The following is a 20,490-nucleotide window of genomic DNA, read 5'->3' as shown; positions in this document are numbered from 1 at the left end:
AATGTAATTAGAACTTCAGTTTAACATTGAAACCTAACGAACGGAGACTTGGCTGCATGAAGTAGTCGAGAGCCTGGTAGAAGGTACCGGTAGAAGCTGTTGACTCGGGATCGAAAGGAGCCTTGCAGTAAATCATCCAGAGGTTGTTGGCTGTAAGACCGAGAGAGAGGTCGAGGCCAGCAAGCCACTTCTTGGGAACATCGTAACTGATGTGGGCTTCCTGCAGACGTACGTTAGTAGCACTGTAGGTATATTCAGACCAGATGGGGTTGTCACCACCTACTACAGCATAGTACTTTTCAGCAGGTACGAGACCTGTATTGACTGGGATACCTCCATTCTCGCGGGCTGCGGCAGAAGTCTTTGACACACCGTAGTAGTCCATGATGGCCTGGGTCTGGCTCATTACGATACCACCGAGACGGGCAGTAAGGAGGAAGCCGAGGTTGATACCCTTCCAAGAGAATTCGTTAGAGAAACCGATGTTGCCCTTGGGCAATACGCTACCCAGATACTTGGGGTTAGAGAGAGTCTTGCGGATTACGTTGCCGCTGGCGTCGAGAGCGATATTGCCTTCTCTGTCACGAGCAAAGTCGGTATAGCTGTACACGTCACCCATGGTACCACCCTTCTTCAGGATTACACCCACGCCGTTAAGACCGGTTGTGCTGATGGTCACCTCTGGATCGGCGAGCAGGTCGACAATCTTGTTGCGGTTCATACTGTAGGTAAGAGAGCTGCTCCAAGAGAGCTTGCCAAACTGGTGGTTGTAACCGATAGAAAGCTCAAGACCGCGGTTGCGTACGTTACCGGTCTGTACATACTCGTGATCATAACCCTCAGATACTGTGATAGGACGGAGGAAGGTCTGCTTGCGGGTATTAGACTGATAGAATGTCATATCCAGAGTCAGAGCGTTGTTGAAGAAGCGTGCGGTAAGACCGGCTTCCCATGAGTTGGTACGCTCAGGATAGAATGTCTTGGGGAACTTATAAGTTACAGTCTCATAGGTCTGAGTGTTGGGCTTGAAGTTGTAACGCCACTGAGAAGTGATGTTGGGGCTGATAGCCGAACCTACAGATGCCCAAGAGCCACGTACCTTCAGGTAGTCGATAAACTCGGGGAGCTTCACCATCTGAGAGATGATGGCAGAAGTACCTACTGAAGGATAGAAGAACGACTCGTTCTTGGTGCCTGCAAGGGCAGAATCCCAGTCGTTACGGCCTGTCAGAGTCAGGTAAACCATGCTGCGCCATCCCAGTTCGACGTTGGCGAATACCGAGTTGATGTTATGCTTGTTGAAAGCGTAGATAGGACGGTTGTCGTTGGTCGCATTGGCATAGTCAATGGCGTTGGGGCTGAAGATATTGGAAGGAGCACGCAGACCACCCTGGAAACCATTGTTGTCATACTGTGTGCGAGAGAACGAACCACCGACGTTGGCGCCGATAGAGAACTTGTCAAAACTCTTGTTTACGTTGAACATCACGTCACCATAAACGCTCTGGTCTACAGCGTTAGAATAGGCGTAGAAACCATAGTCAGAGTGAGCGAAGAGGTTGATGGTAGAAGCATAGCGCTTGTCCTCAGACTTGCTGGTGGCACGGTCGAAGCGGATACGGCCCACTACGTCCAACCAGTCGAAAATCTGGTACTTCAAGCTGCTGTTAATCATATAGCGATGCTTCTTGGTAGTACGGTTCATGCGATTGGCAATCCAGTAGGGGTTCTGCATAGACAGAGCGTCACCGAAGTTCCAGTTCTGAACATAGATACCACGAGACTGGTCAAAGACTTCAAAGGTACGGATAGCGTCAAAGCTCTCGCCACGTGGGAAGAGGTAGAGCGCTACCAGCGGGTTGAAGTACTGACCCTGAGCCATGAGGTTCATGTCGCTCTGCTTCACATAGTTGAGGTTGAAGTCGAGAGTCAACTTGTCGTTCAGGAAGCTGGTAGAGTTGCGGAATGTGAAGTTGTAACGGTCATAGCTGTTGTTTGGCATGATACCGTTGGCATTGGTAGTACCTACCGATGCGTAAGTCTGGTTCTTGCCGTTACCTACTGTCAGAGACACGTTGTTCTGAACGTTGGTACCGGTGTTGAAGAAGTTTTCAGGGTCGAAACCTGTAAACTCAGAACCACCCTTCTCACCCCAAGAGCGTACCTCACCGGGACGGTTGGCATACTCGTTCTGGAACTCGGGCATCTTGAATACGTCTGAGAACTGGGTACTGTTGCTTACTACAACAGACACGCGGCCTTCCTTACCCTTCTTGGTAGTGATCATGATCACACCCTGAGCGGCAGCCGAACCGTAAAGAGCGGCAGCAGCAGGACCACTGAGCACGCTGATGCTCTCGATGTCCTCGGGGTTGATATCGGCGATACCTTCACCTCCAGGCTGGCTGGCATAGATACTCTCGGCCACACCGTTGTTGCGGTTGTTGATTGGCACACCGTCTACTACGTAGAGAGCAGAGTTGCTCTGGTTGATAGACTTGGGACCACGCATTACGACACGTGTGGCACCACCCATACCGGCAGAAGAGGCGTTGATGTTGACACCAGCCACCTTACCGGCGAGAGAGTTCATGAAGTTGGTGCTCTTTACAGTGGTCAGGTCTTCGTTGCCCAACTGCTGTACATTGTAGCTAAGCGCCTTCTCCGAGCGCTTGATACCCAGAGCGGTAACGACTACTTCATCGAGAGTCTTCTCGTCCTGAGCCATGTTGATGGTCATACCTGTACCTGTGGCAGCCACTTCCTTGTCGGCATAGCCCAGATAGGTTACTACCAAGGTACTTCCGGCGGGAACTTTGAAAGAGAACTTACCGTCGATGTCAGTGACTACTGCGGTTTTTGTTCCTTTTACCGTTACGGTTGCACCAATGACAGGTTCGCCATTTTCATCGAGTACCTGTCCTCCGACTGTCTTCTCATTAGCCTGCTCCACCTTGTTGAAGGGAGCTTTCTCACTGGGCGCTCCTACTACAAATGCAGAAACGCTACCAAGGCACAATGCCGATGAGAAAAAATCTTAGCAAATTAGATTGCATTCTGTCCATAGGTTTTTTGTAAGTTATAAAATTAAACAATATGAGAATTTTCACTCAATATCTATGTTAGTTGTTTCCCTGTTGGGTCGCAATTGGTTTAATACCGCCCTGAGAGTGTCCCCTCTGGCTTGGGCGCGTCGCGGACGACGCACCTGCACCATAGTATGCTTTGTTCAGTTCACAAACTCATGCTTGAGGGTCTGTTATCATCAGGTTATGTTGTTTAGGTTGTATGTATCGTCTTTATTTCGATGCAAAGATAAACCTTTTTTAGCAATTGCGCAATTATTTCTGCCATTTTTTATATGCCGGTGCCAAAAAATCAAGGTTGGCGACTATCTCGGCTGTCATTTTGCTTATTTTCCAAGGAATTAGCGTTAAAAAAAATTTCATTGCGACGCCCTCTGTCATGGGTGAAACTATCGCACGCGTGCGCGCGTATATATTATAAAAGGTATAAGCACCGGGCGTAGGCATGACGAACCCGACGGACAGAACGGGCGATGTCGCCACGGTCGCCGCGACGGTCATATTCTGCCGCGCCATCGCGGTTTTTTACGTTTCAAGGTGCGAAATGAGTATTGCATGGGCTGATTTGTACATTGCAAACCTTGAAATTCTGATATCATGCCGCGTCGTTCGCTTTTCTTGCATGGGCAGAGAGTTGTTTTGCCGTGCCGTTCGCTTTTCTTGCATGGGTAGAGGGATGTCTTGCCCAAGCAGAGGGATGTCTTGCCACGCCAACAGAGAGCAGATGATGGTGGGCGCCCTCACTCGTTGCTCGTGGATGGCGGGCGAATGGCCGGACGATGCGAAGGGAGTGATGGCAGATGGCGAAGGGAGTGATGGCGGGTGGCGAAGGAAGTGATGGTGGGTGGCGAAGGAGGTTGGGGCTTTCGGCGAGGGAGTGATGACAGGCTACGAGGGGTTGGCGACTTGCGGAGAAGGTGGCAACGGTGGGTGTCAAAGGGAGGGGCTTGGGCGCTGCAGACACGAAGAAAGGGACAAAAGCAACTGCTGGTGTTTGCTTTTGTCCCTTTGCGGCGACTGTGCTTGTCGGCTGTAGGCTGAGGGTATGGGCTACTGCGCTCCCCTTCCCTAATGCGCCGACACAGTTATGTGAGAAGGAGCTGCAGATTGTCGATGAGTTTGCCTACAGCGTGATGGTTGGCGCGCAGATGGTCGAGCATCTCGCGGCGGGTAGGCATACGCTTTACCTCCTTCGCCTCTGCCACGCGCACGCTGAGCTTGAGGTCGGGGCAACCCAACGCAATTTGCAGCGTCTTCTCTATACGCGGCTTGATTTCGATGATTTCGTTGGCCAGGAAGGTATTGTCTGCCACCGCTTCGACAAGGGGATAGTCGGTGATGACGGGGTCGATGTTCTTCATACGCTGCGCCAGCGCGACATACTTCTTGGGCATACGGTTGCACATGCCACGCCACTCCAGTCCGAGCTGTGCGTCGTCGAAGGGCTTCCCCTCGGGCTGTGCGCTGTCGGCGTCGGTCTTGAAGGCGTCGTCCTCGATCTGTGCCACTTTCTCCTCGCTTTTCAGTATCGAGCTGAACGAGAGCGACGACATGCCCAGAAGGGGATTAACCATAGGTTGCGCCGCCCGGGATGGGGTCTTGGGCGCTTCAGAAGGAGCCACAGCCTCTACTGTCTGCACCTCCTTCTGCGGGCGGCGGACAGGGGGCTCAGCCACGGCCACCTGTGCTGCCGCTTTAGGCTGAGACGCTGTGATAAGTCTGAACAGGGATTTCAATCGCTTGGGGCCAGGCCCCACGCCGGCGGCATCGTCGGGCTGGGTGATTTGTGCCACCTCTATCAGGGTGATTTCAGCCAACAGGCGCTTGTTGGAACTCTGCCTGTAGTTGACGTCACACTGGTTGAGGATGCGCAGCGCCTTGTACAGGAACGGTACAGAGCAACGCTGTGCCTGCTCTTTGTAGCGCTGTTGCTGCTGTTCGCTCACTTCGAGCAGGGCTATGGTCTCGGCATCGCGCGCCATGAGCACGTTGCGCACATGGGTGGCAAGTCCGTTGACAAATCTGCCTGCGTCGAAGCCCTTGGAGAGCACCTGGTTGAACAGCACCATGATGTCGGAGGCCTTGTTCTCGAGTGCCTGGTCGATGACCTTGAAGTAGTATTCGCTGTCGAGGATGTTGAGGTCTTCGAGCACCTTCTTGTAGGTGATGTCGCCCTGGCTGAAGCTCGCCGCCTGGTCAAAGATTGACAGCGCGTCGCGCATACCGCCGTCGGCCTTCTCGGCTATCATGTGCAGCGCCTCGGGCTCTGCCTTGATGCCTTCGCGCTCTGCCACCATCTTGAGGTGGTTTACGATGCCGGGCACGGTCATGCGGTCGAAGTCATAAATCTGGCAACGGCTGATGATGGTGGGCAGTATCTTGTGCTTCTCGGTGGTGGCGAGGATGAAGATGACGTGGGCTGGCGGTTCCTCGAGCGTCTTGAGGAAGGCGTTGAAGGCAGCCGTAGAGAGCATGTGTACCTCGTCGATGATGAAGACCTTATAGCGGCCGAGCTGGGGGGCGATGCGTGTCTGCTCCATGAGCGCCTTGATGTTTTCTACCGAGTTGTTGCTGGCGGCATCGAGCTCGAAGATGTTGTAGGAGCGCTGCTCGTTGAACGCCTGACAGCTCTCACACTCGTTGCACGCCTCTCCCTCGGCAGTGGGGTGCATGCAGTTGATGGCCTTGGCGAAGATACGCGCGCAGGTGGTCTTTCCCACTCCTCTCGGACCGCAGAAGAGGTATGCGTGAGCGAGTTTGCCGCTCTTCACCGCATTCTTGAGCGTAGTGGTAAGCGCCGACTGTCCCACCACCGAGTCGAAGCTCATCGGGCGGTACTTGCGGGCGGATACAATGTATTCTTCCATACTTATAGGGATATATTTTAATGTTGCAATGATAGCGACGCCCATCGTCTGGTCGACGAATATTGGCATCTCTATTGCAAAAGTAACTAAAAATGTCGAAAGTTTCGATGATATTTAGTATTTTTGCACGTGTAATACATATAAATATGTTTTTTCGTAAAGGTAATATAGGCAATCTGCTCGGTCATTACAAGTATCTCATCGTAATCGTACTGGGTACAATCATGGTGGGTGTGGTAGGCAACAACAGCTTCCGCAAGCGCATCCAGTATGAGCTGCAGATCGGCGACCTCAAGGACGAGATAGAGCGGTATAATGCCCAGAACGAACACGACACGAAGAAGCTGCAAGAGCTGACGCGCAATCCCAAAGCCATCGAGAAGGTAGCTCGCGAGCGTTATTTCATGAAGACCGATGACGAGGACATCTTTGTGCTCAGCGATGACCAAACGACAAATGACAATGATGAAAACAATGAATAAGTGGCAGAATGCCATCTATCTCTCAGGCGGTCTGCTCATGGTGGTGGGCGCCGGCTGTTACTGCTTCCTGCTCTGGCAGCAGGTGATGTGTTGGATATTCCTCTTCGGCGCGTGCATGTTTGCCATCATGCAGATGATGCAGACCTACGAGGGCAACGACCCGACCATCAAGCGGCTCAAGCGCATACAGAGCATTGCCGACATATTCTTCATTCTTTCGGGCATGCTCATGGTAGACACCGTGTATCATGTTCTGGTGTCGCTCTTCGACAGCAACATGAGCGCGGGGTACTACACCTATATAGAATATGTATACAACAAGTGGGTAGTGCTGCTGCTTATCGCCGCCATCCTTGAGGTTTACACTACACTTCGCCTCGACAGCGAACTCAAGAAAACAAAAAATACTTAAAAGTAGGCGCTAATCTATAAATAAGCATTAAAAAAGTTCATAACTTCGATATTAGATATTACCTTTGTGCTAACAAGCCGGGGGCTGATACTGGCGAGCAAAAGCTCGGTCGTCACCGCCGGCACAACAACACAGAACTAAAAGCTATATATGAAGAAAGTAGTATTTTACTTTATCGCCCTGTTGACGCTGACATCTTGTGCAAAGTCGTTCGACATCCAAGGCACGTCCAATATTTCCACCTTGGATGGTCGCAAACTATATTTGAAGGTATTGGTAAACAATGAGATGAAGAACCTCGACTCGTGTGACGTCGTTCACGGCAAATTCTCGTTTACCGGCACTGTAGACACCGTGCGCATGGCCACCATATTCATGGAAGACGAGAGCGTGATGCCCGTAGTGCTCGAAGCCGGCGACATCGTGGTCAAGATAGACAACACCCAGCAGGTGGTAAGCGGCACTCCGCTCAACGACAAGCTGTTCCAGTTCTTCAACAAGTTCAACCAGCTCAAGAGCCAGCAGGCCGACCTCATCCACCAGCACGACCAGGCCATCATGAACGGCAACGACATGAACGTGGTGAACCAGCAGCTCCAGGCCACCGCCCAGAAGCTGTCGCAGGAAGAAGACCAGCTGGTTACCAGCTTTGTCACCGAGAATTTTGACAACGTGCTCGGTCCCGGCGTGTTCTTCATGGCTACCATCAACAACACCTACCCCATGCTCGACCCCTGGATAGAGGACATCATGAGCAAGGCTACCGACAATTTCAAGAACGACCCATACGTCAAGGACTACTACGCCAAGGCGCTCGAGAACCAGCAGATTATGACTGGCATGAAGGATGTGCCTGCACAGGAACAGGCGCCCGCCCAGCCCGTAGAGGCTGCGCCCACACCCAACCAGATGGCCCAGCCTGGCGCAAGCAAATAAACAATGAACTCTATATGTCTACAATCATTTATGGAGGTACCATCGTCAACGAAGGCAGGAGCTTCCTCGGAAGTCTGGTCATCGACAACGACAGGATAACCGAAATTTACGAAGACAGCAGTACACCCCGTGGCCTCTATTCGGAAGAGATAGACGCCACGGGGTGTCTTGTTATGCCCGGCGTGATAGACGAGCACGTCCACATGCGCGAGCCGGGACTCACCCAGAAAGCCGACATCGAGAGCGAGACCCGAGCCGCTGCCTGGGGTGGCGTGACATCGGTGATGGACATGCCCAACACCGTGCCCCAGACCACCACCCTCGAAGCCCTCAACGACAAGTTTGAGCGCGCGGCGCACGAGAGCCATGTCAACTACAGTTTCTTCCCCGGAGCCACTGCCTCCAACCTGTCGCTCATCGGCCATGCCGACGCCCACCGCATACCCGGCATCAAGCTGTTTATGGGTGCCTCGACCGGCAACATGCTGGTAGACGGCGACAGCGCCCTCGACGCCATCTTCGCCGCCTGCGCCGAGCGCGGTCTGCCCCTGATGACCCACTGCGAAGACTCTGCCATCATCAATGTCAACATGGCACGCGCCAAAGCCCTCTACGGCGACGACCCCGACATCAAATACCACCCCACCATACGCAGCGAGGAAGCCTGCTGGCAGTCTACGCACAAGGCAGTAAGCCTGGCACGCCGCCATCACACCCGTCTGCATGTGGCCCACATCACCACAGCCCGCGAACTGGAACTCTTCGGCGCCGACGACCACATCACCGCCGAAGCCGTGGCAGCCCATCTGCTCTTCAGCGACAGCGACTATGCGCAGCGGGGCGCACTCATCAAGTGCAACCCCGCCGTGAAGACCGCCCACGACCGCGACGCCCTGCGCCGTGGCCTCACCGACGGCCGCATCTACACCCTCGGCACCGACCACGCTCCCCATCTGCTGGCCGACAAGCAAGGAGGCTGCGCCCGTGCCGCTTCGGGCATGCCCATGGTGCAGTTTTCGCTGCCCGCCATGCTGGGACTCACCGACCAGGAAGTGCTCACGGTGGAGCGCATGGTGGAACTGATGTGCCACAACCCCGCCCGACTCTTCGGCGTGCGCGACCGCGGATTTCTGCGTCGTGGCTACAAGGCCGACATCGCCATCGTGGAACCCCACCAGCGCTGGACGGTCACCGAAGACATCATACAGAGCAAGTGTAAATGGAGCCCGCTCATGGGCGACAGTTTCGACTGGCGGGTGCGTACCACCCTGTGCAACGGCCGCACCATCTACGACCGTGGACACTTCTGCACCGACAGTCGGGGCGAAGAGATAGCGTTCAGATGAAGACCGTCGTCACCTACAGTTTCAGCCAGCTCGAGCCCTACATCAACTGGGTCTACTTCTACCACGCCTGGAGCCTCAACGGCAAGCCCGAGTGCGAGCGCCAGCGCATGAAAGCCGAGGCTCTCGACACGCTCCGCCAGACCGATGACCGCTTCAAGGCCCGCGCCATCATAGGGCTATACCCTGCCTGGGGCGACGGCGACGACATCGTGCTCGACAGCGGAGAGCGCATCCCCCTGCTGCGCCAGCAACATCCCGCCAAAGGATGCGACTACACGCTGTGTCTCTCTGACTTTGTGCGGCCTGCAGGCTATGGCGAGCCCGACCATATAGGCGTCTTCGCCACCACCGTAGACAGCGGCATGGAGACCGACTGCCACGGCGACATCTACCAGCAGATGCTGAGACAGACCCTTGCAGACAGACTGGCAGAGGCTGCCGCCGAACGGCTGCACTACGAGGTGCGCACACGGCTCTGGGGCTACCAGCCCGACGAGCCCGAAGACCCCGCCCGCATGCTGGCTTGCGACTATCAGGGCATAAGGCCCGCCATAGGCTACCCCTCAATGCCCGATACCAGCCTCAACTTTGTGCTCGACCGGCTGCTGCACTTCACCGATATAGGCATACGCCTCACCGAGAGCGGCATGATGACGCCTCACGCCAGCGTGTCGGGGCTCATGATAAGCCACCCCGAGGCACGCTACTTCGACCTGGGCAAGATAGGCGACGACCAGCTCGCCGACTACGCCCACCGACGCGGCATCCCCATCACGCTGATGCGCAAGTTTTTAGAATCCAACATGATACGACAATGATAGCCCGTGTGTTCATCCCTCTGCTACTTATCATCATCCTGCCCGATGTATATCTCTGGCTGCACCGTCTGCGCCGCCCCGTCTACTCGTGGGCAGAGCGGCTGCTGTGGCTGGCACCTTCGGCGCTGATGATAGTCTTCAGCAGCATACTGGCAGTGTCGCCCAGCTTTGTGCCCGACGACATCTACTGGGCACGGCTCTACATCGCCCTGCTCGGGGTATGGGTAGTGCCCAAGCTGGTCTATGTGCTCTGCTCGGCCATAGGCCTGGCGATATGCCGCCTCGCCCACAGCCGCCGCAACTGGGGCCGCCTCGTGGGGATGGGGCTTGCGGGGTATATGGTCTACGCCTTTGTCTATGGCTATACCATAGGTTTCGCCGATATAGAGGTGAAGCACGTGACGCTGGCGGTAGACAATCTGCCGAAAGAGTTTGACGGACTGCGCGTGGCACATCTCTCCGACGCCCATGTGGGCACCTATACCGGCCGCCGCGCCCAGATACTGAGCCGTGCCGTCGACAGCACGCTTGCCCAGCACCCCGACCTCATCTGCTTCACGGGCGACATACAGAACGTGAAGCCCGCCGAGCTGGAGCCCGTGATGCCCATGCTCGCACGCCTCAAGGCTCCGCTGGGAGTCTACTCGGTACTGGGCAACCACGACTATGCCACCTATCTCGGCGGCACCGACGAGGAGCGCAGCCGCGCCGAACAGCGGCTCTGCCAGATGGAGCGCGGACTGGGGTGGCATCTGCTGCTCAACGACAACTGCGTCATAAGGCGAGGCAGCGACTCTATCTTCATCGCCGGCATGGAGAACGACGGCGAGCCGCCCTTCCCCTCGCGAGGCGATGTGGGCAAGACCATGCGCGGAATACCTGCCGGGGCGTTTACCCTGATGCTCGAGCACGACCCGTCGTCGTGGACCCGCACCATACTGCCCCACTCTACCGCCCAAGTCACCTTGAGCGGACACACCCACGGCGGACAGATCGAGCTCTTCGGGCTGCGCTTCACCCAGCTGCGACAGCGCCACGACCTGGGGCTCTACCGCGAGGGACAGCGCTGGCTCTATGTCAATGCCGGACTGGGCGGCGTGGTACCCATGCGCTATCATGTAAATCCAGAGATAACCATCATTACACTGACAACGAACAAATCATAAAACCAATGAAGTATCTGTATCGACTCTATCAGCTCATCGTCGCACTACCCATATTCCTGGTAGCCAGCATCGTCACTTCGCTCACCACCATGATAGGCTGCCGACTGGGCAACGGCCACTTCTGGGGCTACTATCCCGGCAAGTGGTGGTCGCGACTCACCACCTTTATCCTCCTTCTCCCCGTCAAGGTCGAGGGGCGCGAGCATCTGCGCAAGGACGAGTCCTATGTATTCGTAAGCAATCATCAGGGAGCGTTTGACATCTTCCTCATCTACGGTTTCCTGAACCGCAACTTCAAGTGGATGATGAAGCGCAGCCTGCGCAATGTGCCTCTGGTGGGCGCCGCGTGCCACTATGCCCATCACATCTTTGTAGACAAGCGTGGGCCCAGCAAGATACGCGAGACCTATGACCATGCGCGCGACACGTTGCGCGAAGGCATGTCGCTGGTGGTCTTTCCCGAGGGAGCCCGCTCATTTACCGGACACATGGGGGTATTCCGCCGCGGTGCCTTCATGCTCGCCGACGAGCTCCAGTTGCCCGTAGTGCCGCTTACCATCAACGGCTCGTTCGACGTGCTGCCCCGTATGCGCGACGGGCGCTTCGTCGACTGGCATCCGCTCAAGCTCACCATCCATGCCCCCATCTATCCCCAAGGCAAAGGGCTGGAGTATGAGCGCAAGACGATGGACGAGGCATACCAGACCATCATGGCCGACCTGGACAAGAAGTACCAAGGATATGTAGAGAATCCCGACCAGTAACGACTGAGCCGACAACAGCCGCCATGGCTTTTTGTGTTTATATCATCCTATATTATGTCCTGCTGCAGGTAACGCCTGCGGCTAATCGCAACTCTTACAGAGTAGCATTAATTTGTAGTGATTTGCACCCAAGGTAGAAGCGCTGCGCACCTCAACCCTGGGCTATGTAAGCGCAACTCCTACAGAGTTGCCAAGGGTGCGTACCTTTCACGATGGGCTACCCCATCATTGTATGCGCACCACACACCATGGGCAAACACCATTCCAACATTGGGTGCGTACCGTCCATCATGGTTAGCCAATAACCGCCCAAATATATTTGACCATACTCATCGGAAGATAGTACGCACCCCCGGCAACTCTGTAAGAGTTGCGCTTTCCCAGCCCAGGGTTGCGGGCGAAAGCACGCTACCCTGGGTAAGTTACCCACCAACATAGCAACGCTGTAAGTGTTGCGTTTAGCCGTAGGCGTTACTTGTAGCGTGCGTTTCCATGTTCTCTTGATATACTCGCATAAGAAGCTACAAAAAGTGATTAGCTTATTTCTTATCAATATATAACACCTCTTCTTCATTGCTCTCTTTGATGAACCACTACAAGCAACTGTTTTTTTACCGTCAACGGCGGACTTTTTGAACGGCCAACGGCCGCTTTTTTTACCATGCCGGCTGTTGTCGCCATGCAACGCATGGCGTTGGGGATGGTGGTGATGATAAGGAGGAAAACTCGTTTTCCGACTGGCGTCGCCACCGTCACCAAAAAGGCGAAGCCGACAACAGCCGCCATGGCTTTTTGTGTTTATATCATCCTATATTATGTCCTGCCCGGGTAACGCCTGCGGCTAATCGCAACTCTTACAGAGTAGCATTGATTTGTACTGATTTGCACCCAGGGTAGAGGCGCTGCGCCCCTCAACCCTGGGCTGGGAAAGCGCAACTCCTACAGAGTTGCCAAGGCTGCGTACCATCCACGATGGGATCATGACAGTCGGAGAGACCGGCTGCCGCATGACCGCCATACGCAAAGCGCCCTGCCAAGGTGAAAAAACTGCTTTTCATCCTGACAGGGCGCTTTGCGTGTAGATATACGAGGGTGACGGGCTGGCTCCCGACGGTCTTGGCCCACATAGTCAGACCGTCAGTCAGGACCGCGGCATCACTGCACAGACTGGCAGACCTCGGTCTTGATGATGGCGATGTCTTCGCAAGGACGGTCATCGGGGCTGGTGGCGGCAGACTGTATCTGCTCGACCACATCGAGACCCTCTGTCACCTCGCCAAACACGGTATACTGTCCGTCGAGATGGGGAGTGCCGCCAAGGGAGCTGTAAGCCTCGGTCTGCTCCTCGGTAAAACCTACAGGGTTGGCCTCGCAGCTGTCCTGGGCTTCCTGAATCAGACGCTCCTGAAGGTCTTGCAGTCCAGCGCGGTCGCGGTTGCGACGCATCTCCATTATCTCATCCTTGTGAGCGGCCACAAGGTCGTTGAAGGCGATGGTCACCTGGTTCTGCTGCATCTGCTTCTCCATCTGCTTGAGTTGGGCAGGCTTGTAGACCGAGCCCCAGACGATGTAGAACTGGCTGCCGCTCGACTCGCGATCAGGATTGACCTCGTCACCAAGTCGGGCAGCGCAGAGCGCACCACGTTTATGGAAGAGACGGGGATTGATTTCGGCTTTGACAGTATAGCCGGGGCCGCCCATACCGAGGCGTTTGCCGGCAGGAGCGCCTTTCGAGTCGGGGTCTCCGCCCTGAACCATGAAGTCCTTGATGACACGGTGGAACAAGAGGCCGTCGTAATAGCCCTCGGCGGCGAGCTTGAGGAAATTGTCGCGGTGGAGGGGCGTCTCGTCATACAGGCTGACTACGATGTCGCCCAGAGTGGTTGTGATTTTTACTGTTGACATTGTCTATGTTTGTTGTGTTACTATGCTTATTCAGACAACCCGTGCGCCATGCGTCGCGATGGTTGCAACGCTTTGCGTCGTGGTTGCCAATCTTCTACACAAAGGTAATACTTTTTGCTCTACCATCCACACAACTGCCCTATCTTTTAGACTATAGCAGCAGAAAATAGTGGGAAACATGGGGACCTGGGCCGAAGGGGCATGATGGAGTAGTAGAAAAGTGATGTGGCAACAGATGTGCATGTTAGCTACTGCCAGACTATTGACATTATTTTCACCCCCAGCCATCACTTTTCTGCCAATTTCCTTTGCGCGTGTGTACATTATTATATTTGCAATGTAAACATCTTAACCCCAGTCCATGCGCCGCCAGATTGTCATAATGCTGTTGGTAAGTGTGGCTATATTTTCTCAGACAATATATGTGTGCTTGTAATCTCTAATGAGTCTTATGAACGACGGTCACTTTCTGAGTACGCACAATAAATTGAACGATGAGATTAAAGACAAGAATTAATTATAAGAAGGAAAAACTCCTTAGAAAAAAAGCAATCTTAGAGGCTAAAGATGCAGCCCCTAAGGGAAATGTCTATATACTGCGTAATGCAGATACGGGCAAAAAGAAAAAGAGTTATACGCGATGGTGGGACAAAATATATTCATATCGGTGGATTATTTGTATCCTTGGTGGGGTCTACATGTATCATTTCTATAGAACGACAATTTCGTCCCAACTCTATGTTCTCGTCTTTATTACGCTTACTGTACTCTTTCTTTATGGTTTCAAGTACCTTTTCTCGAAGAGAATTATGGATGAATACGGCGATATGCTGTTAATATGGAGCATTATCTTAAATTTCATTTTTCTTCATGGCACGGGATATTTGATTGGGCTTGGTTGCAACACGGAAACATATACAGTCCCAGTAGATGGGATAGATTGTTTCAGAACTCGATATGGAGGATCGGGGCCAGAGAACTTGACCGTAAAATTTAATGGAAGTAGCTGTGTGATACCATATAGCTACGACCCTGCTAAATTCAAGGGAGACCCTAAGGATTATGATGCAACACTAAAATTGAAAAAGGTGCTTCCTGACTTTTATCTCATAGAATCCGTTAAACTAAAGAAACGGGATGGAGATGACGCAGAAGACTAACTGGAATAGATGGAACCCATGGCAATGCGCGGGATAGGGGCCATACACTAAGATGGCCATATACTTGACCACATCGGGACGCAGCAGGCTGCATCATACGATTTTCTCCCCCAGCCATCACTTTCCTGCCGATTTTCTTTGCGCGTGTGTACATTATTATTATATTTGCAATGTAAACATCTTAACCCCAGTCCATGCGCCACCAGATTGTCATAATGCTGTTGGGGCTCATGACCACTCTGAGCCACCCTGCTTTCGCCATTGCCGGAAGCAGAGAGAATGACCACGCCACCCAACCCTACAAATACATAGGCAAAGAACTTGACCGCACCCACGGCCTGGACTGGTACGACCACGGTGCCCGCCACTACGACCCCGTCACGGGAAGATGGAATGTAATGGATGCCTTGGCGGAGAAATACTACGCATGGTCACCCTGTGCGTCGTGCCTTGATAATCTGATAATTGGTTTGGATGTTGATGGTTGCGAAACTTATCTATACGTTACGCAACTTTCAGGAAATAATTCCTTATTATTGAGTACCATTTTGTATAAGGCCGGTATTTCGAAAGAAATATTAGAAAACATCAAGGAAAAGATGAAAGGTATAACATGGGGATTTGGAGATATTAAGCCATGGACTAAGGAAGAGCAAGATAAAGCTGTAAAAGATGCTGACGAACAAGAGGAATTAATAAATAAGATTGTCAAGAATGCAAATAGGGGTCATTAAATTTATATTATTTCTAATCAAAAGCTATTTGATAGAAATGACTATTGCCTGTTTTTATCTGGGTCTTGTACTGTTGCCTGATAGCTATCTTTGGGGCGTTGGTATATATTTGTTTGGGCTTTTATATGTTCCGATAAATATAGCATATATAGGCATGTTAAAGTTGGTGTTGCAAATAATTGGAGTGAAAAAAACATTTACTGGTGCTAATGTAGCTTTTGTGTATTCTACATGGCTAATAATCTTTTTGCTTCTAGGCTACTTGCCGGATATTATTAAATTCTGTTTTAATGTAGAAGGCAATGTTTCTTTGAAACGATTTGTTAGCTACTACGAAACGCAATGTGATTCTAATTATTTGCATATGTATTTGTCTTATGGTGTTCTGTCTATAATCGTTCTCTTCTGTTTGTATTATAAGAACTCGAGCCCAAAAACACCAGGAATGTACCGAAAAGACATACCATCAACAGCGACGACAAAATTCTTTGCTATAATTGTTGTGTTACTTACCTGTTTTAGGTTAGGCTACCTTTGTGGAAATGCTGTTACTGCTCAGAATAGCTCTTCTCTATATTTAGACTTTATGTATTTAGGAGAAAATATAGAGCCTATATCTGTTGACGATTTAGAAGATAGTTGCCTTGTCCGTAACTCTCATCCAAATAATGGTGTTGTTTCAACAGCCGAAATGGCCTATACCATTGCAGACTGTGTATTGTCTAACATATATGGACGATCCACTATGGATAAAGAGAAACCTTATCGCATCACATTATTGGAGGATAGATATTGGGTAATAGAAGGAACCATGAATACTTCGGAGGGCGGGACGGCGCATCTTATGATAAAAAAAGAAAACGGACAGATAGTTGAAATCTCACATGGAAAATAAGTACCTGGGCAACAACCGCATCACCGTCAGTCTTGCCGATGGCCGCATAGAGGAGGTAAACCACTATTATCCATTCGGCGGGCTGATGGGCGACAGCCGCAATGCCACCACCCAACCCTAAAAATACATAGGAAAAGAGCCCGCCCGCACCCACGGACTGGAGTGGTATGACCGGGGTGCCCGCCACTACGACCCCGTCACGGGAAGATGGAACGTAATGGATGCCTTGGCGGAGAAATACTACCCATGGTCGCCATATGTGTCGTGTGGGGACGACCCGGTAGATGCAGTTGATATTGATGGAGATAGTATTTTTTATTTCAAACCTATTATTAAACAAAGGGAAGTTATAGGCTACATACCATTTTATTGTAAAGAAACTAATAACCAATATAAATTTTATTCCAAGAATGGAAAATGCTATACTGGTAAAAACGTTTTTATGGGCCAAGTCTTAAAAGCCTTGAAACTTTTATCTTTAACTCCTACAGGGAAAAAACTTATAAACACATTATTAGGGAGAAAAAATATAATTATTAAATATGGAAAAAATGAGACAACGGGAAATGTCGTATCATGGAATAATGCTATAGAAATTGGCGGCATAAATGAGAATGGTAATATAACCCGTCCTACATATATAGCTTTAGGACACGAATTAGCGCACGCTGTGGACCAGTTATATAAAAAAACAGAATATGGGATTTGGACTAAGGGGCCTAATTCTGAGGACATACCTAACACAGAGAAATATGCCACATATATAGAAAACGAAATTAGAGCAGAAGCAAAGTTGCCTCTGAGAACTCATTATGCAATTATTGGAAATAAAGGGTATGAGCCCACGAGAATTATAGATAAGAAAACTAAAAAGAATTTGTTTTATGGTAATTAGAATTATTATTTTGCTATTGATGTTTGCAGCTAATGCATCAGCACAGAACTGGAAGGAAATCTCGAAAGCGGTCGCTATCGAGCATAAAAAACTATTAGGCGAAGCGGAAAAGTTTATAATGCATAGTAAAGTAGATTATTATAGGAAATTGCGGAATAGAACCCACTTCTATAACATTGAGAGCTTTCATGTCAACCATAATGACACTCTCATAATGATTGAACTCTACCCGTCTACTGGTTATGGCCGCGGCACCATTTGGAAATATTGCAGTAATTATCAGGATGTTTTTGCACGAGACTATGGCAACAGGTTAGTAGAATATTACTATCATAAAGGGAAAATTAGAGCTATGAGAGATTATGAGCAGATGTACTATGATTATGATTTCCGGAAAATGTGCAATGACTGGGATTTCCTGGAATATGAAAAAAAAAGGAAGAAACTCCTTTACGGGGGTGCGGAAGTATGGAGTGTCGGAATAATTACAAAAATAATCATTGACGGCACAAAATATAGGATATTTACACACGAATTGAAGTAAGAAGGCACTCATAGGCAACAGGGCTGACGACAGCCATGCGCGCCGTCCGATACGGACACGCGTTTCGGACGATACGGATGTGCGCACCGTCCGATGCGGATGCTCGTTTCGGACGATGCGCATCAACCAATGACATGGATAGCACGACTGAAGCGACTGAAGGGCACGACTGAAGCGACTGAAGGGCACGACTGAAGCGACTGAAGGGCACGACTGAAGCGAATGGTTGGCACGACTGAAGTGACTTGGTGGCATGACTGAAGGGCATGGATAGCGTGACCCGACGCGCTGACTGGCGCAACCAGTGGCATGGCGACACTACCCTACTGGCTGACAATGATGACAGAGGTGGAGACAGATGTGCAGACGGTGTCTGCAGGACCGCTATAGAGAAAAAGGTGCGGAAGGAAGAAGGTGATGATTTTTTTTGCTACCTTTGCAGTAGATTCATTCACGATAAGCCGTAGATAAATCATCAAACTTAGGTTTATGACAAGAACAAGGAAAAGTATACCTATAATAATATACCACACTGCACAATATGCCATGTATGCATATTGCATCTTCGCCTTTCTCTCGCTGGCCATCTCCGTTTGCGGAGAACTCGGCATGCCCATCAGCATGGGCCACATGGTGCTTACCGTAGAGCACTTGTTGCTGCAGCTTACCCCTATTGTCTTATGGGCAATGTTCAGTCTGGCACTACCTGCAGACACAAGACTGCTACGATACTGCAGCAAAGTGGTGACGATATGCTATATGCTCACATTCATCCTGGGGCTATGCTTCAGGTCCAATCTGGCGACAATGACGGAAGACGGACAGACACCCCAGATGGTGACCCTGCTTACCAGAATACAAGGCACAATAGGACTGCTCTCGGTCATCGCATCGCTGATGGCAGGCTGCCATCTGTACAGCAAGTATAAGGGGAACATGCACAAACTGGGCATAGCCCTTGTTATGGTGTTCCTCGTATGGCTGGCAGGCTCTAACATCATCCCGTCGGCTGTGTTCTATCTGGCAGGAAACACGCAGCAGACAGCCATCACCTGCGTAAACATCATCATTGAGGTCAGCAGCACATCGGTGTATATATACGCATACTACATGATGTGCAGGGCGATAAACGACGGAGTGCAAGACACCCCAAGAGACAAGACCATGTAAGATAAAAACAATTACCCACAACCACACGCGACAGATATGATATCCATCCATTGCACCCTCGTAGGTTTCAGACATCACGCATGGCGTGGCACACAGCTCGAAGAGCGACTGGCTCGGGCCATAGGCCAAGAGGTGGTGCTGATGCGCGACCGTGAAAACCACCGCAACCCCGAGGCCGCCATTGCCTGCATAGACAGCGAGGTGGTGGCATATGTCAACAACGACGACTGCCACCGCATAGCCGCCTATCTCGACGCCACGGAGTATGGGCTGCTCTACGGCGTGATAACTGCTGCCGACGCCCACTCCTGCCGGTGTCATGCCGAGATGGAGGTGGACAAGGAGATATACATAGAACCCCTGATGAGCGACGGGCGATATGACGAATGGGATGAAGCCTGGAGCCATATACCCATAGCCCGACTGGGCGACGACGAGCTGCGCCAGGACATGCTCCAGCGCCATGTGCTGGCACAGCTGAGCCACCACACGGCGGCGAGCGACAATCTGTGCAGAGACATAGAGCGATATATGCAAGGGATGCGCTATGACCTGAGTGGCGAGGCTTCGCAGACGCGGCGCACCATAGCCGACAGGCTGCTGGCGAGCGGTGACGAGCGGCTGGCAGAGTATGGCCGACGCATGGATGTGGCCATAACCGAGATGGGCAACAACGAGGTGTGTGCAGACATAGCCCACCACATCACCCGCAGACTGGCGCAGAGTGCGGGCGTGGCCGACGCGCTGCGACACATAGGCGGCATAGACCGCCACGAGATGGAGCAGGCGCTGAAGGCTATGCCCCACGGGCTGCACGACGAGTATCGGCTGTCGGTGGCTGACTTTGTGTCGCGCGCCTACTATCTGCAGATACCCCGCCGCATACTGCGCCGTTTTGTCAGCGGCGAGCTGCTGCTGGACCGTCTCGTCCATGCCGATGCCGCCGACGGCGCCAACGAAGAGATAAGACTTGCCGCCATCGAATATATAAGTCGCGCCAACCCATATATCACCCCGGGATGGCTGTCGAGGGCCGATGCGCTCTGGAGCGACATCATCGAGCAGTATGCCCTAAGGCTCACCCGCCTCAACGGCGCCAAGGACACGCTGTTCAACGCACGGTTTATCTGCCAGGTCATGGGCAGGCTCATAGACCTGGGCATCTATGACGATGCGGTGTCGCAAGCCGAATACGGACGACGCATGGCGCTGAACGGAAGAGACATGCGGTCGTCGATAAACCGGGCACTGATAGACGACGAGGAGACCCGCAGAGCCATCGGGATGATGGTAGAAAGATACAGATAGGC

21 protein-coding genes are annotated in these 20,490 nt (G+C 52.0%); 15 read left to right on the top strand and 6 right to left on the bottom strand.

Annotation, left to right across the window (positions count from 1 at the left end):
- Window positions 1-7: 7 nt before the first annotated feature.
- From CIK87_RS00860 to CIK87_RS00850, 4 genes are all read right to left on the bottom strand, one after another.
- Window positions 8-2,953, bottom strand: coding sequence for a SusC/RagA family TonB-linked outer membrane protein (locus CIK87_RS00860; RefSeq protein WP_254046483.1), 2,946 nt, complete (start codon window positions 2,951-2,953; stop codon window positions 8-10).
- Between the two features lie 388 nt (window positions 2,954-3,341).
- A complete protein-coding gene (locus CIK87_RS00855) occupies window positions 3,342-3,602 on the bottom strand; it encodes a hypothetical protein (protein WP_094384654.1) in 261 nt (86 codons plus the stop codon).
- Between the two features lie 79 nt (window positions 3,603-3,681).
- Window positions 3,682-4,023: a hypothetical protein gene (locus tag CIK87_RS13840; protein ID WP_144008056.1), complete on the bottom strand. Its 342-nt coding sequence runs from the start codon at window positions 4,021-4,023 to the stop codon at window positions 3,682-3,684.
- Window positions 4,024-4,171: 148 nt separating this feature from the next.
- Window positions 4,172-5,953: a DNA polymerase III subunit gamma/tau gene (locus CIK87_RS00850; RefSeq protein WP_094384652.1), complete on the bottom strand. Its 1,782-nt coding sequence runs from the start codon at window positions 5,951-5,953 to the stop codon at window positions 4,172-4,174.
- A gap of 146 nt (window positions 5,954-6,099) precedes the next feature.
- Between CIK87_RS00850 and CIK87_RS00845 the strand changes: the two genes are divergently transcribed.
- From CIK87_RS00845 to CIK87_RS00815, 7 genes are all read left to right on the top strand, one after another.
- On the top strand, window positions 6,100-6,435 hold the full coding sequence (locus CIK87_RS00845) for a septum formation initiator family protein (RefSeq protein WP_094384649.1): 336 nt from the start codon (window positions 6,100-6,102) through the stop codon (window positions 6,433-6,435).
- Entirely contained in the window at window positions 6,416-6,847 is a 432-nt protein-coding gene (locus CIK87_RS00840) for a hypothetical protein (RefSeq protein ID WP_371327091.1), read from the top strand. Before CIK87_RS00845 ends, CIK87_RS00840 begins: the two co-directional genes overlap by 20 nt.
- A gap of 150 nt (window positions 6,848-6,997) precedes the next feature.
- Window positions 6,998-7,783 (top strand): DUF4369 domain-containing protein, encoded by a 786-nt coding sequence (locus tag CIK87_RS00835; protein WP_022309690.1) that lies wholly within the window; start codon window positions 6,998-7,000, stop codon window positions 7,781-7,783.
- Between the two features lie 14 nt (window positions 7,784-7,797).
- Window positions 7,798-9,129: a dihydroorotase gene (locus CIK87_RS00830; RefSeq protein WP_094384645.1), complete on the top strand. Its 1,332-nt coding sequence runs from the start codon at window positions 7,798-7,800 to the stop codon at window positions 9,127-9,129.
- Window positions 9,126-9,947 (top strand): vitamin B12 dependent-methionine synthase activation domain-containing protein, encoded by an 822-nt coding sequence (locus CIK87_RS00825; protein WP_022309692.1) that lies wholly within the window; start codon window positions 9,126-9,128, stop codon window positions 9,945-9,947. Before CIK87_RS00830 ends, CIK87_RS00825 begins: the two co-directional genes overlap by 4 nt.
- Window positions 9,944-11,113, top strand: a complete 1,170-nt coding sequence (locus CIK87_RS00820; protein WP_094384642.1) for a metallophosphoesterase — start codon at window positions 9,944-9,946, stop codon at window positions 11,111-11,113. Before CIK87_RS00825 ends, CIK87_RS00820 begins: the two co-directional genes overlap by 4 nt.
- A gap of 5 nt (window positions 11,114-11,118) precedes the next feature.
- Window positions 11,119-11,877 carry a 1-acyl-sn-glycerol-3-phosphate acyltransferase gene (locus CIK87_RS00815; RefSeq protein WP_094384640.1) on the top strand — a complete coding sequence of 253 codons (759 nt, stop codon included), beginning with the start codon at window positions 11,119-11,121 and terminating at the stop codon, window positions 11,875-11,877.
- A 570-nt stretch (window positions 11,878-12,447) separates the two neighbouring features.
- Here the strand turns inward: CIK87_RS00815 and CIK87_RS13835 are convergent.
- Window positions 12,448-12,663, bottom strand: a complete 216-nt coding sequence (locus tag CIK87_RS13835) for a hypothetical protein (protein WP_144008055.1) — start codon at window positions 12,661-12,663, stop codon at window positions 12,448-12,450.
- A gap of 369 nt (window positions 12,664-13,032) precedes the next feature.
- Window positions 13,033-13,782, bottom strand: a complete 750-nt coding sequence (locus CIK87_RS00810; protein WP_094384638.1) for a peptidylprolyl isomerase — start codon at window positions 13,780-13,782, stop codon at window positions 13,033-13,035.
- 494 nt (window positions 13,783-14,276) lie between these two features.
- Here CIK87_RS00810 and CIK87_RS00800 point away from each other — a divergent pair, with 494 nt between their 5' ends.
- The 8 genes from CIK87_RS00800 (at window position 14,277) to CIK87_RS00765 (ending at window position 20,488) form a co-directional block, all read left to right on the top strand.
- Complete coding sequence (locus CIK87_RS00800) at window positions 14,277-14,942, top strand: hypothetical protein (protein ID WP_094384634.1); 666 nt, start codon at window positions 14,277-14,279, stop codon at window positions 14,940-14,942.
- 230 nt (window positions 14,943-15,172) lie between these two features.
- Complete coding sequence (locus CIK87_RS00795; protein WP_254046482.1) at window positions 15,173-15,676, top strand: RHS repeat domain-containing protein; 504 nt, start codon at window positions 15,173-15,175, stop codon at window positions 15,674-15,676.
- A gap of 37 nt (window positions 15,677-15,713) precedes the next feature.
- Entirely contained in the window at window positions 15,714-16,571 is an 858-nt protein-coding gene (locus tag CIK87_RS00790) for a YbbC/YhhH family protein (protein ID WP_158216167.1), read from the top strand.
- Entirely contained in the window at window positions 16,561-16,692 is a 132-nt protein-coding gene (locus CIK87_RS14700; protein ID WP_256388286.1) for a hypothetical protein, read from the top strand. Before CIK87_RS00790 ends, CIK87_RS14700 begins: the two co-directional genes overlap by 11 nt.
- 6 nt (window positions 16,693-16,698) lie before the next feature.
- The gene (locus CIK87_RS00785) at window positions 16,699-17,466 is read left to right on the top strand and encodes a type III secretion system effector protein (RefSeq protein WP_256388287.1); all 768 of its coding nucleotides are present in this window, start codon (window positions 16,699-16,701) and stop codon (window positions 17,464-17,466) included.
- Between the two features lie 214 nt (window positions 17,467-17,680).
- Entirely contained in the window at window positions 17,681-18,010 is a 330-nt protein-coding gene (locus CIK87_RS13830) for a hypothetical protein (RefSeq protein ID WP_144008054.1), read from the top strand.
- 546 nt (window positions 18,011-18,556) lie between these two features.
- On the top strand, window positions 18,557-19,180 hold the full coding sequence (locus CIK87_RS13825; RefSeq protein WP_144008053.1) for a hypothetical protein: 624 nt from the start codon (window positions 18,557-18,559) through the stop codon (window positions 19,178-19,180).
- Between the two features lie 36 nt (window positions 19,181-19,216).
- Window positions 19,217-20,488, top strand: coding sequence for a hypothetical protein (locus tag CIK87_RS00765; protein WP_094384620.1), 1,272 nt, complete (start codon window positions 19,217-19,219; stop codon window positions 20,486-20,488).
- The last annotated feature ends 2 nt before the right edge of the window (window positions 20,489-20,490 follow it).

This window comes from Prevotella sp. P5-64, from assembly GCF_002251285.1.
Taxonomy (GTDB): Bacteria; Bacteroidota; Bacteroidia; order Bacteroidales; family Bacteroidaceae; genus Prevotella.
Note: the sequence above shows the minus strand (reverse complement) of the source record. Positions and strands in the feature narration are given on the sequence as shown.